This is a genomic window from Nostoc sp., assembly GCF_036916735.1.
Classification (GTDB): domain Bacteria; phylum Cyanobacteriota; class Cyanobacteriia; order Cyanobacteriales; family Nostocaceae; genus Nostoc.
In genome coordinates this window covers 51,197-64,811 of record NZ_JBALFV010000028.1, presented here as the reverse complement: position 1 = coordinate 64,811, position 13,615 = coordinate 51,197, and the positions used below count along the sequence as shown (strand labels likewise).

Here is a 13,615-nt window from a genome sequence, read left to right as displayed (position 1 = left end):
TGATATGCTTTATCTACTCAATTGTAATCTATGCGGCTGGAAAATTAGCAGTTAATATAAAATATGCTCCGTCGGTTATATTGGCTTTATTTAGTCACGATTATTTTCAGTTAAATCGGAAGTTAATGGTAATTCAAATCCCCAAGGAAACTAGCCCGCGTCCATTTTTGAAGTGGGCAGGGGGTAAAAGTAGGTTGATACAGCAATATATTTCTTATTTTCCCAAAAGTTATAAAAATTACTATGAGCCATTCTTAGGTGGTGGTGCAGTTTTTTTCTATCTCCAACCAAGTGCAGCATTTTTAACTGATATTAATGCCGAATTAATTAACACTTATTGTTGTGTTAGAGATCATGTCGAGGAATTAATTTGTCTATTGAAAGAGCATAAAATTCGACATGGTAAAGATTATTACTATAGTGTCAGAAATAACTATGGTGGTACTGATATACAAAAGGCTGCTCGTCTAATTTATCTTAATAAGACTTGTTTTAATGGTCTTTATCGAGTTAATTCACAGGGAAAATTCAATGTACCTTTAGGTAGATATGAAAATCCCAATATTTGTTCTGAGTTTTTATTAAAAGCAGCGTCAGCAGCGCTTTATCATGCAGAAATTAAACAAGCAGATTTTACAGAAGTCTTAAATCATGCAACTAGCAGTGATGACTTTGTCTTTTTTGACCCGCCCTACCATCCTATCAGCGAAACTAGCTATTTTACTGCTTATAGCCAAAATTGTTTTAGTAAAAAAGACCAAGAACTTTTGAGAGATACTTGTGCAGAGTTAGCAAGTCGTGGTGTCAAAGTTATGGTATGTAATTCTGATAGCGAATTTATTAAAAAGAATTATACTGATATTAATTTTGAAATCTACAAAATCAAAGCATCACGCTCAATTAACTCAAATGTCAAAAATAGAGGAATGATTTACGAATTACTAATTACATCTTTTAAAGATTTTTATTTGCCCAAGCAATGAATCTGTCTAAACTATAAACTGCTAATAAATTATGGTTATCATTAACTCTTGCTTTTAGCCATTTGCTTGCGCCTTCTCGCATACCTTCACCACCTAAAATTACAATAGTTGGTGCAGGGTAATAGTTCTGGATGTTCATGTTCAAGTAAGGAAACTTTTCATCAACCGAACCGGGACTTTCTTGCCATTTGCATTCAAAAATTAAACCAGATGGCATTGCAGGTGAGCCAACAACATAAAAATCAACTTTCAGATCGGTATGATAAATTCCAGTTCCAATATAAATTTCTTTTCCATAACGTTTTGGTAATAAAGCAGCATTTAGTATAAATTCTTTTGGGACATAGTTCCCAACTTGAAAATAATTATGCCCATTTAAGATTGCTTCTACATTTCTTTCTAAAATATTCCCAGCCTTATTTGCCCTTCCGCCTTGAGTCAGAGCCATTCTCAATCCCTTTGCCAAAAGTCCTGCTTATTATAGGATTTCATAAAAGCAGTAAAAAAGGGGCAGCTGCTTAATATGAATTTTTAATTTTGACTAAATAAGGTTGGATTAATAGGTAAAAAATCCGAAGATTTTAGTATTTTTGTACTAAATAAATACAAATGTATTAATAATTAAGATAAGGAACGAGTTACTAATTCAGATAATAGTTAAAATAATAGATTTTTTCTATTGACTCAAAAACCAACTATTGCAAGCGATTACGCCATTTTTCTAGGTCTTGGGAACAGTGGATAACAGTGTAGATAATAATCTCCTGTTCATTAAACTCGTAAAAAACGACGTCAGTTAAACACTTGACTGTAGCACGGTGATAGGTTTCATAAACAATCTGGTATATGCTGGGGTGAGGCTGAATAAATTCAGGCAGGCATCAATACAGTGTAGAAACTCAGCCCATAACCCAAATTCGCGCCCCTGTTACCAGTCATAAGCTTCGATAATGTCTAATTCTGTGGTTGTAAGGATAGTTAATTTCTAGTTATGCCGTATCACACCCCGAAACCGCCATATCTATAACAACATTTCTAATCATGGGAATTTAGCTTGGATGAATTTTAGTTATTTCACCTTAGCTTCAACCTGTCTGTGCCTCAGTATGACCGTTGCGGATAGCCCATGCTAGTTCTAAAAGTTGAGTCCAGCGCTTTTGTAGCTGTTTGGGGGTGCATTTGATACTTTTAGCGATCGCCTGATCGTTTTGTCGTGCAGTTTTTAACTGTAATATTTGCTGTTGCTGTTGTGTGAGTTGATTCACAAAGATTTCCCACTGCTGGGAAGATAAACCCAATTTTTGCTCTAAACCCGCGCCCAACCATTGATGTACCAATTGCCAATGGTGTTGTTTGGCAAACTTTTCTACATGGTATTTAAACCGTTGTTGGAGATAATCGCGCTGACGGCTGGTTAAACCGAGAATTTGGTCAATTTCTGGGGCTGAGAGGTCTTGAAGTTTCAAGCTGAGGTAGTTCATACAGTCAGATTGTCCTTGAGAATCCAGGTATTTCATCAATTCAGTGATGACGCGATCGCGTTCTGACTCTTCGGATGGATCGAAGTTAGTTTGGGCGATCATCTGCGATCGCAGCTGTTGCACCGCCGAGTTACGCTGGTAAGATTCTGCTTCTTCACCCTTAGCAGACTCTACCGCCATTTCAATATCCACGGTAGTTTCTTGCGGCTGACGACGAGCAAAGCCTTGGGCCCGCAAGATAATCAATTGCTGATTTGCACCACCAGGTAAATTGATTCGGCGTTTGGCATATTGCTCTGTAAACGCCATATATTCAGCTAATTGCAGCTGAGTACGCGGTGTGTGATCGTTAGGTAGTTCGTTTTCTCTGCGGAAAGCTTTGATAGCTTCGATATAAAATGCTTGTAAAAAATCTTCAATCAGACTGTAACGAGCCTCAAAACCCAACTCAGAGCCGGATACAGTTACATGGCGGTAAACCATAGCACCCAAATTGCTATGTAATTCCACCCGTCCTTGTTTTGAGCCTAGTTGGTAGTAACGTAAGCACTTGTGCATCCGATGCCTTCCCAAGGTAATCTGCCAGGATTTGATTTCCCCAGATGTTTGGATACGTGAGCTTTTGTCACAAATGCGTTCTACTTCTATAGTTATGCGCTTTGCTAAAGCTTCTACGCACCTGGGTGCTGCTTTCACTTGTGCTTGCATTTCCTGACACAGCAATTCAATCAAGGTTTCGCTGCTGTTGTCTGAAAATTCTTCAGTCGAAAGGTGGTTATCAAAAATGGGTGTAGAATTTGGTAGATTAATGACGTTAGATTTCATGACTTTTCCAGGGAGTAGTATTGCACCGTAATTACAACGCAGACACAGCAATCAAGGCCGGCCTTGGCTTACGAATCTTTAGGCATTCATCCATTAAGGCTTGCCGCATGTAATGCTCACATCTAAAGCTCATATATAAAACTGTAGGAAATACGAGAGAGTTAGAGTTATGCCAATGTGTCGGTTTTTTCACAAGCCACCACATTGACGCTAGGACACAAGTACCCACCATTTTCTCAAAATTGTCAAATCCCTTGTTGTACGAACTTTTGCTACCATCCTGTTATTGCATCTGTGCCCGTCGTAGACATCGCATTAAAATATGACAATTTAAAAACTGGAGTCCCTTTTATCACAATTTCCGAAACGGAGAGGTGCGCCTGTGAAGTGTAATTTTTATACCCATGCTGCTGCTGCTTCCCAACCTAAACCCCTCCGTATAATTGCTGCTTCATCTCCGGTCATATCCAAGATGGTAGATACTTCATAAGTAGGTTCTTCGCCAGTGTCTACAATTATGTCTACCAACTTATTCAAACGGTCAAATAGCTCTACCTGCGACTGAACAGTTTCTGGATCTATCCGAATCATGCCATTATCTGCTTCATCTGGTGGCAGATGTGCTGAAGTTGAAATAATCGGATTACCCAAGGCTGCTAGCAACTCCAAACACACAGTATGGTTTGGTACTCTAATTCCAGTACTTTTTCGCTTGGGGCTTTGCACCAATCGCGGTACTAATTTAGTTGCTGGGAGCAAAAACGTGTATGGTCCTGGAATCAGGCGTTTCATAATCCGATAGGCTGTGTCACTTACGAAGGCATAAGTTGCCACATTTGAAAGCGAGGGACATAAAAATGTCAGTGGTTTATCATTTGCTAGCTGTTTAATTTGCCGCACTCGTTCTACCGCCGACTTAGCATTCAAATCACAACCGATCGCATAGACTGTATCAGTAGGGTAAAGCATGACTGCGCCACTAGAAAGCGCTGACTTTATTTCCTCTATTCGGCGAACTTGAGGATTATCCGGATGAACTGAGAAAATTTTTGCCATAGGACGGGGGATTAGGGACTGGGGATTGGGGACACTTCGACTGCGCTCAGTGCATCGCTGGGGATTGGGGACTGGGGAGCAGGGGAGGCAGGGGAGGCAGGGGAGCAGAGGAGAATAATTAATAACCAATGCCTAATACTTCGGCTTACCTCGGCTTACTTCGACTACGCCCTTGGACTATGCCCTTGGACTATGCCCTTCGACTATGCTCAGGACAAGTCGCTACCTCGACTTACTTCGACTACGCTCAGTACAAGTCGCTCGGCACAAGTCGGCACAAGTCGCTCAGTACAAGTGCCCAATGACTAATGACTAATGACTAATGACTAATGACTAATTTATTATGAATAAAATTGCTTATCTTCAATGTCCGACAGGAATTTCTGGTGATATGTGCTTGGGTGCTTTGGTAAGTTTGGGTGTTCCTGTGGAGTATTTAATTGAAAAACTCAATGGATTGGGTATTGAACAGGAATATGAGTTAAGAGCAGAACTTGTTCAACGGAATAGTCAGCAGGCGACTAAAGTCCATGTGGATTTGGTACATGATCGCCACCACCACCATCACCATCACGACCACGAACACGAACACGAACACGAACACAGTCACGATCGCACACGCCACCTGCCAGAAATAGAGCGGATGATTCTCAAAGCGGGGTTGCCATCACGGGCAGAAGCTTGGAGTTTGGCGGTATTCCGACAGCTAGCAGTAGCAGAAGGGGCAGTACATGGAATTTCTCCTGAAAAAGTTCATTTTCATGAGGTGGGTGCTGTAGATGCGATCGTAGATATTGTGGGTACTTGCCTGGGGTTAGATTGGTTGGGCATTGAGAGCAATGAGTCAGGATTGCCCTTACTTTACTGCTCGCCGTTCCCGACTGGTGGCGGCACTGTTCGGGCTGCACATGGTCAGATGGCAGTACCAGTACCAGCAGTATTAAAGCTGTGGGAAATGCGGAGTTGTCCAGTTTATAGCAATGGGATTAACAGAGAACTAGTGACACCAACAGGAGCTGCGATCGCTACTACTTTGGCAAGAGATTTTGGTTCACCACCTGCGATCGCTATCAAGCAGATAGGACTGGGAGCAGGAACCATAAATTTACCCATTCCCAATATTTTACGGCTTTGGGTGGGTGAAAGCACAAATTTACAGTCCAATTTTAGCGATTCTGAAGATACTAGCCAAAATTTAGAAACTATATCAGTACTAGAAACCCAAATTGATGATTTAAATCCGCAAGCGATCGGCTATGTGTTTGAGGCGTTGTTTGCTGCTGGTGCAGTGGATGTTTTTACCCAAGCGATCGCTATGAAAAAGTCCCGTCCAGGGATTTTGCTAACTGTAATTTGTCATCCAGAAAATTTACTCAGTTGTGAAGCAGTTGTATTCCGCGAAACCACAACTTTGGGCATTCGGCGAACAACTCAGCAACGCGCCATTTTACAACGGGAAATTCAACAAGTGGAAATTGAATATGGCAAAGTCCGTGTCAAAATAGCATGGAAAGGACAATCACCAGAAAAAGTTATTGCAAATGTGCAGCCAGAATATGAAGATTGTGCAGACTTAGCCCGAAAGCATAATATTCCCTGGCGCGAAATTCAACGGTTGGCCCTACAGCGTTGGTATTTAGTCAATGGCTGATACAAATTCCTCGTTCCTCGTTCCCAGTTAGAGACTGGGAATGCCATCTTAAAGGTTCTGCCTCTGCTCACACATCAATCAACCTACTGTGTTTCGGCTTTACAAGCTTGCCATTGGGTTTATCCACAATGAATCGCACTTGCAGCTATCCCGGCTGAACCTCTGATTGGAGCAAAGCGATCGCTTCCAACGGGCGGGTACGCCATCACGGTTTTTGGTGCTGCTTCCTCACTCATATCATGTCCGGGTAAAGACTTATTATTTAGATCGTAGGGGGCAGGGAGCAGGGGGAAAGAGGCTTTTGGGATTTTTGCACAGATGCGGTAATCATAAGTGATTAACCGAACTTGATATCACAGGGATGTCGTTTAACTACCATTAACTGACATTTTTAGAGATAAAACCCTGTTATATGGTAAATGGCGAGATATGAATTTTTCTAGTTTAAGTAATGATATTTTTCAAATAATTCGTACTAACTAGTCCAATTGGAGAATTGTCATACTCAAAATGATCACAGTCGCTTACATATTAAAGAATAAGTTTATGTACAACAACGCTTCAGATTACTTTTAAATAAAACTAATAAGCTATGCACTACCCACTATTTAATAGTTAGATTCGGGTACTGACACAATGTCTTTATCCATATTTTACTAAATTTTATATATTGTTAATTGTAAGCAACGTTATAGCGTTGAAATTTTTAAGTATAAGTCAATAATGTCCCATATTCAACTGATCTACACCAACGTGTCTAAGTTTCAGTTTAGTTTTTTAGTAGGCTTAATCAGCGCCCTTAGCGCTTGTGTTAATCTACCAGCAGCAGCTTTACCAGGGCAAGACGTCCAGACAGTAATACGATGGTCAGATGATCATCAATTGATTGCTTTCCTCATGCCTAGCATCAAGTTACAAGCGGGAGAACCCGATTTGTCTTCTACATCTAAGTGCCTTGGTAACGAGTTAAGTTTTGACGTTTGGGCACCTAATGACCTGGTGATCCAAGAAATGATCGATTATCGATCTAGTGATACATCTTTCAATTTTGATCCAAATAATTCCGCCGGAATTAATCTGATTCAACAAGTGTACGATTCTGCGATCGCTCAAGATTTTGCATCTTCTACCCTGATATATAAGAGAAACAATAACACTCCCAGACCCAGTTTTTACCGAGGTAAGCGCTACGGATATATTACGCAACACTTTCTTGATCGCCGCCGCCAGAATATAACTCAGCAACGCGCTGTGTCACAGCTAACATTAGTGCCTCTGGGCCAACTAGAAAACGAAATTCAACTTGATAAAAAAATCTAGGGTTATTTCCTCAACTTTGATAGTGTAAACTATTTCGAGGTCAGATGGCGGCTGATTGCTGTGGAATTGGTCTATTCTTGCTTCTGGGTTGCGGCTGAGTCTAATGCATAAGCTAACTTCACTCATTCCTAACTAAACAATGATGGCACGCATATACCCTGCTATCCTTAAACGGGGCTTCCTTACAAATACTGTTCATATAAATAAACAAGCAAAATCATGAAACTTCTTAAATTAGTAAGCATGTTCCTGTTAACAGGAGCATTTGTAAGCGCTCAGACTATTATCAGCATAACTTTTCCACAGCCTGCTGCCTCACAGTCCACTAATGGCAGTAAAGCGATTGAAGTACCATTTAAAATTTGCTACTCATCCGAAACATGGGTGCGTCCTACTAAAGCAGAACAAATAAAGTTTCTGCTGTCTAAGAAAAGATATGGTGATGTGACTAAGGAACCTGAGCGTTATGAAAGATGGTTGAGCTATAATATTTATTCGTTTACAATTTTTGGTGGTAGTGCGTTTGCTGATTATCATTATCTTGCGGGTTTATGGACACCCATAGGTAATCCTGTATGGCAATGTGGTGAATCATCAAGGCATAAAATTAACACTGGAGAGATAGCTGAAGTGTGGGTTTTGCTATACAGAGCAATAAGTATCAAGTGGGTAGGCAATCACTATCTTATGGTAGTTAAGCCTACACAAAAAGGTTTTCAATATATTCAATTATCTAGACGAGAGCATCAGGATTCACTTCCATTAAAAGTCATTACTGAAGACGGTAGTGAGATAAAAGTCTTACCCTTATCACCCAACAAATTGTATTATTAGGACTTAGGCATCGTACATAAGTACTATACGCAATTTAAGAGACCTCTTGCATAAATGCTTAAATTGTCATACTGAGCGGAGTGATACATCTAGCGAGATTCTTCTCTCCACTGCGTTCTGCTCAGAATGACATACTTGATTTTAGGACTTTTGCAAGGGGTCTAAGTGTTTCAGCTATGTTTAGCATCTAGCGATGTCTACGACGGGCTATTCGGTGATGCAAATAAGCGAATAAATAAGGGTTATCAGAAGCGCCGAAACGAACAAATACCGTTAGACATATTATGGCTAATTTGTACAGTGCGTAAGTCCTAGTTATATGATTACGGAGTCAAAAAATACCATTTCAAAGCACAGATGGACAAAAAAAGGGAGCGCTTATATCCGACTATATGACCAAGCATTGTTACCTTGGCAGACTACTAATGGTTGCCTGTAATTTTTATTTTTGGGTCTGGATTTTTAGAGTCATATTTAGAAACCGTTTAATTACTTACAATTTTTATCAAATATTGTGTCAATGTAAACGCATCTACACCCAATTCACTACGCTCCTGGGATGCTAAAATACCCGCTTGCGAATGCCACCATGCAGCAGTTGCCACAATATCTTCTACAGGAATCTGTTTAGTTGCTGCTTGCGCCAACAATCCACCCAGTAGCCCAGTTAACACGTCGCCGCTACCGCCACGCGCTAAGGCAGGTGTACTTTCAGGAACCATCCAAACAGCACCTTCAGGGTTTGCGATCGCAGTTTTCGCCCCTTTCAACAATACTATCGCTTCACTTTGCGCTGCTGCTTCCCTTACTGCTTGCACCCTGTCATGTTTGGCATCGGGAACATCAAGAAACAATCGCTCAAATTCACCAGTGTGGGGTGTGAGTACAGTTACTGCTTGACGTTTTTTTAACGTGGCGATCGCTCCCATTTGTGCCAAGATATTTAAACCATCGGCATCGAGAAGTAAAGGGCGATCGCTTTCTATGACTTGTTGCACAATGGGCGTAGCATCTCGTGTTAAACCGGGGCCACAAGCGATCGCATTAAAGGAACTTAGATCGGTTTTTTCTGGCAATTCCAACTGTGCGATGGCTCCGCCAACACCTTCGGTGAACGCTCCACTTTCCGTCTCTGGACAACCAATAATTAGCGCTTCTGGCAAGTGTGACACCAAAAGAGATTTCAGCGATTCGGGTACGGCAATCGAAAGCATCCCCACACCACTAGCCCTAGCACCCAAACCAGATAATATTGCCCCACCTGCATAGCGCCGCGAACCGCAAATTAACAATAAATGTCCTTCCTTGTATTTGTGAGTGACTGGTGGACGGGGTAGGGGTAAATTAGCAAGTGCTATTTCTGATGTAATACGTTTAATACTGGGTGCATCTTTTAGAACAGCTTCTACATCAGCTAAAGGAATATCAAAATCGATTAACTCAGTTTTGCCGAGATATTCCAGTGCCTGATCTTGGAAGAAAGCTAGCTTCCATAAACCCAAGCAAAAAGTGTGAGTGGCACGAATGGCAGTTCCCAATACTTCACCTGTATTGGTGTGTAAACCTGAAGGTAAATCGATACTATAAATCGGCACAGGCAATTCATTTAGCTGATTAATTGCAGAAGCGATGGGATCAGTGAGGTTTTTTTCTAAACCAAACCCAAACAAGCCATCAATCAACAAATCAGAATTTGGCAGTTGCTCAATTGTTTGATAAATTGGAATGCCCAAACTCTGAGCATATTGTAAGTGCTGCGAAGTTAATTCCTTAAACTTAGAGAAAGGAGAATAAATCCAAATCTCATACCCACGAAAGTGCAATTCACGGGCTACTACTAAAGCATCCCCCCCATTATGACCCGGACCGACAAGAATTCCAACACGCGATCCCCCCGCCTGCGGCGATCCTCTTAAAAACGGTGTGTTTGAAAGGATATACCCCCCCTGCTTTTTAAGGGGGGTTGGGGGGATCTCTTGAATGCGACGGGCAATTAATCCCGCCACCTTTTCCATCAAAGCGACTACAGGCATTCCTGCTGCAAAGATCCGATCTTCTATATCACGCATCTGCACAGCAGTCACTATCAGTTGCGAAATTTTTTCTTGTCTGTTCTGCATCAGTCTTGAGTCCTATTAGCGGATAGCTATGGTTGAGCCAGTGCTAAGTTATTAGTTTCAGGGTAACTGAAACTTTAGCAGATTTAAAAACCTTTTATAACCTAATAAATTCATCCTTTATAATCTAATAAATTAAGGTTATTTATGCCTTATGGACTATATCAATATGTGTAGTAAAAACTTCTAAACAAATTGATAAAGTTTGCACAAGTCAGCAAATATGTTGTCACAAAAGTGCCTTGACGTGGTTAGTTATCATTTGCAAATATCAAGATTATCAACTTTCAAGAAACTTTGGTAACAATCATGAAAAAACTACTTTCTCTAATTTTGCTTGGACTTTTTCCTGTGGGTTTCGTGCTATCTCCACTGAAACCAGCAGCTGCTTATTGTATATACAACGACTCAGATCATGATATTACAGCGCTCCAATGGCCAATTGACGCAGACTCTTTTAAACAGGTTGTTGGACCAAAGCAAAATAAGTGTTGTAACTGGCAAGATACTAGTTGTACAGCTGATCCACATGGACAATTTGATAAGACAGCGTTTGTTCTGTATAATAAATCAATCGATGTTTCTGCACTTACAGCAGCAAAAATTCTAGAAAACATAGTTGGAATTTTAGGGCCAGCTATTCCTTATGTAGGACCAGCTGTTAAAGAAGCTACTGACCAAATATTCGACTCACTTGATACTTATGTTTCCAAAGATTCTGGAATTGGAGTCATAGCTACTTATAATGGCGGTGTTATTACTTACAATGGAACAGATGCTTTTGGATGTTGGACTGGAACATGTTTAGGAAACGACGTTAATGCTGACGGTTCAATGGGTCCTCCGGCTAATCCTTAGTAGTAATAGTAGTTCATAGGAATGATTAAGTTCGTAAACTAGCATCTTCCGTGATCAACAAAATACCATATAGCCCCAATCAATATAGTTGTCTAAAAATTGTCTAAAAGGATGTTTTAAAGAGTCTTTTACTCTCATGGTAAGTACAACGAATCTATATGGTTTAAACCTTGTTTTTTCGTTGTCGTTGCTCCAAGTTAAAATCCAAAATTATACTTTTTTGGATTTTTAAAACAACCTTTTGAATTTTAGATAATGACAATGTAAGTTACCAATTGCAACTAAGCCACACAATTCAAAATCCACATCTAAGTAACTGTGGGTTTTGAATTTTTTTATTTTATTCTAAATTACGGCAAATTCAATAAGAATGCACAATTGCACTATATGTCATACAAGTTTGTATAGAGATTTGAATGCGGCTATAAACATCAAGGTGCGTAGGACACACGCCCTCAAAGCTCAACTAATGTCCTCGTAGAGGAGTCGTTGACAAACCCACACTCACCCGAACGCGAGTGTGTCTCCAAGAGTTGGGGAGGGTGTGGAGCATGTCACTTTATTACATAACTTGTTACCCATTTTAGCAGTTTTGCATAACTGCCCAATTAAATAGTTAGACTCCAACTTCTGATAATAGAATTTCCATAGCTTCCCAAGAAATTCCTTGTTGAATATAACGGGGTACATCAGGATTGTAAGGACTGGCTACTCGGTCAATATTGAGGATGTTTGCCTCATCTGGTAGAACTGGTACATCTGCATCAAATGCTGTAGGGCGCATCAAAGAACTGGAAAAGCCTTTGAAAATAGCAATTGTATCTTGCTCATCAGCAATTTTCACCGTTACAATTAGGACTTCTTGGGGACGTTTAGCAGTGTATTGTTCCAGTCGCTTGCCAATGGAATCCATTTTTTTAAAAGAGGGGTATGGTAGTGCAACAACGCTTACTGTGGTGTAGCCGAGCGTCCCTGCTTGCCTAACTTAATTAGAACAAAGTAGCTTAAGTAAAGCACATAAATTACTAAGCTAGCTATGCCGAGAAAACCTAAAAACTCAGCTTTGCTATTAGCATGGAAATATTCTTTGAATAGCAACGGAGCCTCAAACCAGACGCGACAATGGGGAGTCTTGAGCGCATTGCCAGAAAAAGCACAATTCAAAAAAGGAATAAAGGCTAGTGTACCCAAAATACAATAAACAGTTGTAGCCCAGCGCCAAGAAGTAAAAATCAATTTCAAAGAGCCACTGGTTTGATACTCAATTTCATCGTTGATATCCACCCAAAACCACAGCGAAATTGGGATCAAAATCTGAGCTATCAATCCAGAAATAAAGCTAACTGGATATTGGGCAATCATTAAGTAAATCGTGATTGCTACCAGGCTTGATACTCGCCAGTATATAGCCAATAAGCGTTGTATGCCTTCCGCTTTTTGCACAAATGCCCAAATCAGAAGAACTAGCGGAATAACTACCAGGAACAATACTGCCAGTCGGTAATCCATCCAGACGAAAGGGCGAAACGAAACGTTATAGTCCATAGTTTTTCTCAAAAGATAAATAAAACATTTTAACCAAGAACAAGATCGATAACTGACAAACTGTAAGCTATTAGCTAGCTAGTAGTCTACCTATATTACATAACAGTTTTATCAAAGCACAAAATCTAGTCTCAAGACTGCACTTTAACTTCTTTGTGCAAGCAAGTGGCTACCCAATTTATACTATTTCACCGAATTTATACTGTAAATACGTTTGTAGGGGCATACAGATGTACGCCCCTACAGTCAATTCATTTGTTGCAAAGATTTTTAGAAAAGGTATTAAATGGTAAATTGTTTAATTCACTTTCCTCAATCTCTCTATTTGGTAAAAAACAAGCAACTCAAATATTCTCATCTCAGATTTTGCACCTATTTGTAAGTAGCGTTAGGAAGAGTTTTAAAACTCACCCACCCACTATATACTCGGCCCTCTCGGACAAAACCCCAATTTTTTGGGTGTAAAAATTTCCTTTGTAAGATAAAAAACTCTCAAATTTTAATTTTTATACACCCGTAACTCCAAATATTTCACCAATTATTTACCTATTGGGGCAAATGATGAAAGAGAGGGAGTAAGATTTTAGACGGGAGTGAGGTGAGAGTACAAGATTTGAGTAAATCAATTTTGGTTGCTTGTTTACTAAACGAACATAAAATTCAGTTATCTAAATTTTTAGTCGTCGTAAACTCGGCATTCAATTGCATCTGGGTTGTCATCACAATACTGTTCAAGAGAGTTTTTTGGCTTGCTTTGGCGCTTGTGGGAAGCTTCGGCTTGCAATTCTTCTACTGCATCCCAAGCAGCAGCACACTCTGGTGAGTTGCTACCGCTAGTATCACAGACAGTACGCGCTTGTTCCACTTCTTCTTGGATTTTCTCTTGAATATCGCTCTTTGTTGTTTCTTGGATGTTGGTCATTGCTTTAGTCTCGTTGTGTGTTG

The 13,615-nt window shown here is 40.2% G+C and carries 13 protein-coding genes; 6 read left to right on the top strand and 7 right to left on the bottom strand.

The window, feature by feature from the left end; genetic code table 11:
• The first annotated feature begins 125 nt into the window (after positions 1–125).
• Entirely contained in the window at positions 126–983 is an 858-nt protein-coding gene (locus V7L20_RS07195) for a DNA adenine methylase (protein WP_334743410.1), read from the top strand.
• Here V7L20_RS07195 and V7L20_RS07190 read toward each other — a convergent pair.
• The 3 genes from V7L20_RS07190 to V7L20_RS07180 all read right to left on the bottom strand — a co-directional run bounded on the left by V7L20_RS07190 (position 955) and on the right by V7L20_RS07180 (position 4,345).
• The gene (locus tag V7L20_RS07190) at positions 955–1,431 is read right to left on the bottom strand and encodes a PD-(D/E)XK nuclease superfamily protein (RefSeq protein WP_334743409.1); all 477 of its coding nucleotides are present in this window, start codon (positions 1,429–1,431) and stop codon (positions 955–957) included. The genes V7L20_RS07195 and V7L20_RS07190 overlap by 29 nt on opposite strands.
• Before the next feature lie 637 nt (positions 1,432–2,068).
• Positions 2,069–3,289 (bottom strand): HetZ-related protein, encoded by a 1,221-nt coding sequence (locus tag V7L20_RS07185; RefSeq protein ID WP_334743408.1) that lies wholly within the window; start codon positions 3,287–3,289, stop codon positions 2,069–2,071.
• 396 nt (positions 3,290–3,685) lie between these two features.
• Positions 3,686–4,345 (bottom strand): L-threonylcarbamoyladenylate synthase, encoded by a 660-nt coding sequence (locus V7L20_RS07180; protein WP_334743407.1) that lies wholly within the window; start codon positions 4,343–4,345, stop codon positions 3,686–3,688.
• 128 nt (positions 4,346–4,473) lie between these two features.
• Here V7L20_RS07180 and V7L20_RS07175 point away from each other — a divergent pair, with 128 nt between their 5' ends.
• The 4 genes from V7L20_RS07175 to V7L20_RS07160 all read left to right on the top strand — a co-directional run bounded on the left by V7L20_RS07175 (position 4,474) and on the right by V7L20_RS07160 (position 8,150).
• Positions 4,474–4,650: a hypothetical protein gene (locus V7L20_RS07175; RefSeq protein ID WP_334743406.1), complete on the top strand. Its 177-nt coding sequence runs from the start codon at positions 4,474–4,476 to the stop codon at positions 4,648–4,650.
• Positions 4,651–4,688: 38 nt separating this feature from the next.
• Positions 4,689–5,996 (top strand): nickel pincer cofactor biosynthesis protein LarC, encoded by a 1,308-nt coding sequence (larC, locus tag V7L20_RS07170; RefSeq protein WP_334743405.1) that lies wholly within the window; start codon positions 4,689–4,691, stop codon positions 5,994–5,996.
• A 723-nt stretch (positions 5,997–6,719) separates the two neighbouring features.
• Positions 6,720–7,316 carry a hypothetical protein gene (locus tag V7L20_RS07165; RefSeq protein ID WP_334743404.1) on the top strand — a complete coding sequence of 199 codons (597 nt, stop codon included), beginning with the start codon at positions 6,720–6,722 and terminating at the stop codon, positions 7,314–7,316.
• 219 nt (positions 7,317–7,535) lie between these two features.
• On the top strand, positions 7,536–8,150 hold the full coding sequence (locus V7L20_RS07160; RefSeq protein ID WP_334743403.1) for a hypothetical protein: 615 nt from the start codon (positions 7,536–7,538) through the stop codon (positions 8,148–8,150).
• A gap of 485 nt (positions 8,151–8,635) precedes the next feature.
• On the opposite strand, the gene V7L20_RS07155 is transcribed toward V7L20_RS07160, so the two are convergent.
• The gene (locus tag V7L20_RS07155; RefSeq protein WP_334743402.1) at positions 8,636–10,270 is read right to left on the bottom strand and encodes an NAD(P)H-hydrate dehydratase; all 1,635 of its coding nucleotides are present in this window, start codon (positions 10,268–10,270) and stop codon (positions 8,636–8,638) included.
• A gap of 306 nt (positions 10,271–10,576) precedes the next feature.
• Between V7L20_RS07155 and V7L20_RS07150 the strand changes: the two genes are divergently transcribed.
• Positions 10,577–11,125 carry a hypothetical protein gene (locus V7L20_RS07150; protein ID WP_334743401.1) on the top strand — a complete coding sequence of 183 codons (549 nt, stop codon included), beginning with the start codon at positions 10,577–10,579 and terminating at the stop codon, positions 11,123–11,125.
• Between the two features lie 616 nt (positions 11,126–11,741).
• On the opposite strand, the gene V7L20_RS07145 is transcribed toward V7L20_RS07150, so the two are convergent.
• From V7L20_RS07145 to V7L20_RS07135, 3 genes are all read right to left on the bottom strand, one after another.
• Positions 11,742–12,038, bottom strand: coding sequence for a DUF7734 family protein (locus tag V7L20_RS07145; RefSeq protein WP_334743400.1), 297 nt, complete (start codon positions 12,036–12,038; stop codon positions 11,742–11,744).
• A gap of 35 nt (positions 12,039–12,073) precedes the next feature.
• Positions 12,074–12,670, bottom strand: coding sequence for a DUF3177 family protein (locus V7L20_RS07140; protein ID WP_334743399.1), 597 nt, complete (start codon positions 12,668–12,670; stop codon positions 12,074–12,076).
• Between the two features lie 676 nt (positions 12,671–13,346).
• Positions 13,347–13,592, bottom strand: a complete 246-nt coding sequence (locus V7L20_RS07135; RefSeq protein WP_334743398.1) for a Calvin cycle protein CP12 — start codon at positions 13,590–13,592, stop codon at positions 13,347–13,349.
• Between the last annotated feature and the right edge of the window lie 23 nt (positions 13,593–13,615).

Excerpts from the sequence above, each read along its gene's own strand:
- V7L20_RS07195 (WP_334743410.1), top strand. The coding sequence starts at position 126 with ATGGTAATTCAAATCCCCAAGGAAACTAGCCCGCGTCCATTTTTGAAG.
- V7L20_RS07190 (WP_334743409.1), bottom strand. The coding sequence starts at position 1,431 with ATGGCTCTGACTCAAGGCGGAAGGGCAAATAAGGCTGGGAATATTTTA.
- V7L20_RS07185 (WP_334743408.1), bottom strand. The coding sequence starts at position 3,289 with ATGAAATCTAACGTCATTAATCTACCAAATTCTACACCCATTTTTGAT.
- V7L20_RS07180 (WP_334743407.1), bottom strand. The coding sequence starts at position 4,345 with ATGGCAAAAATTTTCTCAGTTCATCCGGATAATCCTCAAGTTCGCCGA.
- V7L20_RS07175 (WP_334743406.1), top strand. The coding sequence starts at position 4,474 with ATGCCTAATACTTCGGCTTACCTCGGCTTACTTCGACTACGCCCTTGG.
- larC (WP_334743405.1), top strand. The coding sequence starts at position 4,689 with ATGAATAAAATTGCTTATCTTCAATGTCCGACAGGAATTTCTGGTGAT.
- V7L20_RS07165 (WP_334743404.1), top strand. The coding sequence starts at position 6,720 with ATGTCCCATATTCAACTGATCTACACCAACGTGTCTAAGTTTCAGTTT.
- V7L20_RS07160 (WP_334743403.1), top strand. The coding sequence starts at position 7,536 with ATGAAACTTCTTAAATTAGTAAGCATGTTCCTGTTAACAGGAGCATTT.
- V7L20_RS07155 (WP_334743402.1), bottom strand. The coding sequence starts at position 10,270 with ATGCAGAACAGACAAGAAAAAATTTCGCAACTGATAGTGACTGCTGTG.
- V7L20_RS07150 (WP_334743401.1), top strand. The coding sequence starts at position 10,577 with ATGAAAAAACTACTTTCTCTAATTTTGCTTGGACTTTTTCCTGTGGGT.
- V7L20_RS07145 (WP_334743400.1), bottom strand. The coding sequence starts at position 12,038 with ATGGATTCCATTGGCAAGCGACTGGAACAATACACTGCTAAACGTCCC.
- V7L20_RS07140 (WP_334743399.1), bottom strand. The coding sequence starts at position 12,670 with ATGGACTATAACGTTTCGTTTCGCCCTTTCGTCTGGATGGATTACCGA.
- V7L20_RS07135 (WP_334743398.1), bottom strand. The coding sequence starts at position 13,592 with ATGACCAACATCCAAGAAACAACAAAGAGCGATATTCAAGAGAAAATC.